Source organism: Kitasatospora sp. NPDC059571 (assembly GCF_042735675.1).
Lineage (GTDB): Bacteria > Actinomycetota > Actinomycetes > Streptomycetales > Streptomycetaceae > Kitasatospora.
On sequence record NZ_JBHWBW010000834.1, the window covers coordinates 1 to 1,336 of the forward strand.

The 1,336-nt window shown below is 77.3% G+C and carries 1 protein-coding gene; it reads right to left on the reverse strand.

Features of this window, described 5'->3' with window-relative positions; all coding sequences use genetic code 11:
- Nucleotides 1-15: 15 nt before the first annotated feature.
- Entirely contained in the window at nt 16-1,227 is a 1,212-nt protein-coding gene (locus ACFV0G_RS39400) for a DUF5685 family protein (protein ID WP_380558759.1), read from the reverse strand.
- Between the last annotated feature and the right edge of the window lie 109 nt (nt 1,228-1,336).

Sequence of the window (1,336 nt, forward strand, 5' to 3'; positions counted from 1 at the left end):
GGACCCGGCGGACCGTCAGCTGCAGTCGCACCCGCAGTCGCAGCAGTCGCACCCGTCACAACCGTTGCAGCAGTCACAGTCGCAGCCGTCACAACCGTCGCAGCAGTCGCACGCATCGCAGCAGTCGCAGTCGCAGTTCCGCTGGCACCAGCCCTCGCGCCGGCGCCGGCTGAACGGGTCGTCGTGCTCGCAGCAGACCAGCTGGCACGTGCAGGCCATCACCGCCCACACCGCGCAGCCCGCCAGCGGCGAGCGCGGCGGCCGCGGTGTGACCGGCGGCTCTCCGACCAGGGGGCCGCCCGGCCGCCCACCGTGGCCGCCGTGGTCTCCGTGCTCGCCGTGGCCTCCGTGCGTGCCGCTCGCGCAGCCCGGGCCGTGCCCGAACACCCGGTCCACCGCCAGACCCGGCTCGTGCGCCAGCAGCCGGTGCACCAGCGCCCGGTCGGTGAACTCCACGTCCTTGAGCGCCAGCCGGATGCCGTGCACCGCGTCCCGGCAGAGCCGTTCCACCTCGGAACGCCCCGTCCCGGTCACCGTCAGCGGGTTCCACCGCCCGGCCGCCGCGTCGGCGGACTGGTCCTCCGCCGCGTCGAGCAGGTGCGCGAGCCGACCGAACAGCCGGCCCGCCTCGGCCAGCGGGCCCGCGTTGCCGGGCCGCCCGGCCAGCACGGCGGTGTGCGCGAACGCCGCCGCGGTCGCCGTCTCCGTCGGCTCGGTCACCAGCAGCACCGACGACCCGGGCCCGGCCGCGAGCTCCAGCCCCTCCTGCCGCTCCGCGGCCGCCAGCAGCACCCCGGTGTCGAACCCGAGGCCCGCACCGCCGCCCGCGCTCTGCCGGTCCCAGCGCCGGGCCACGGCCCGGGCGCCCGCCGCCACCGGACGCCGCGCGAACACCCCGTCCTCGTCCAGCACATGGTCGCGGACCTTCACCGACGCCAGCGCCAGCGAGACCGCCGCGGCCAGCCGGGCCCCCTCGCCCTGCGCCACCCGGGCGGTGCGCATCCCGCGCAGCGGGCACGGCCCCGCCGTACGGCGGCCGCCCGCCGACCGCGGACCCTGCGCCTCGACCAGCACCGACACGATCAGCCCGTCGTAGTTGGTGGCCGTCCGCGCCAACTGCCCGTGGTCGTCCCGCAGCGCCAGACAGAGCCCGCACAGATGCGCCAGCCAGGAGCTGCGCAGCCCCTCCGACAGGCTGTGACGGCACGGCCTGATGATCCCGAACACGGTTCCCCCTCCCCGCGCCCGGCCCGGCGGCCGGGCCTGAACGGGCGTCATCCTAGGCATCCGGCCCGCGCCGCCGGTACCCCGGGTGGCCTGCGGCTCCCCGCATGCG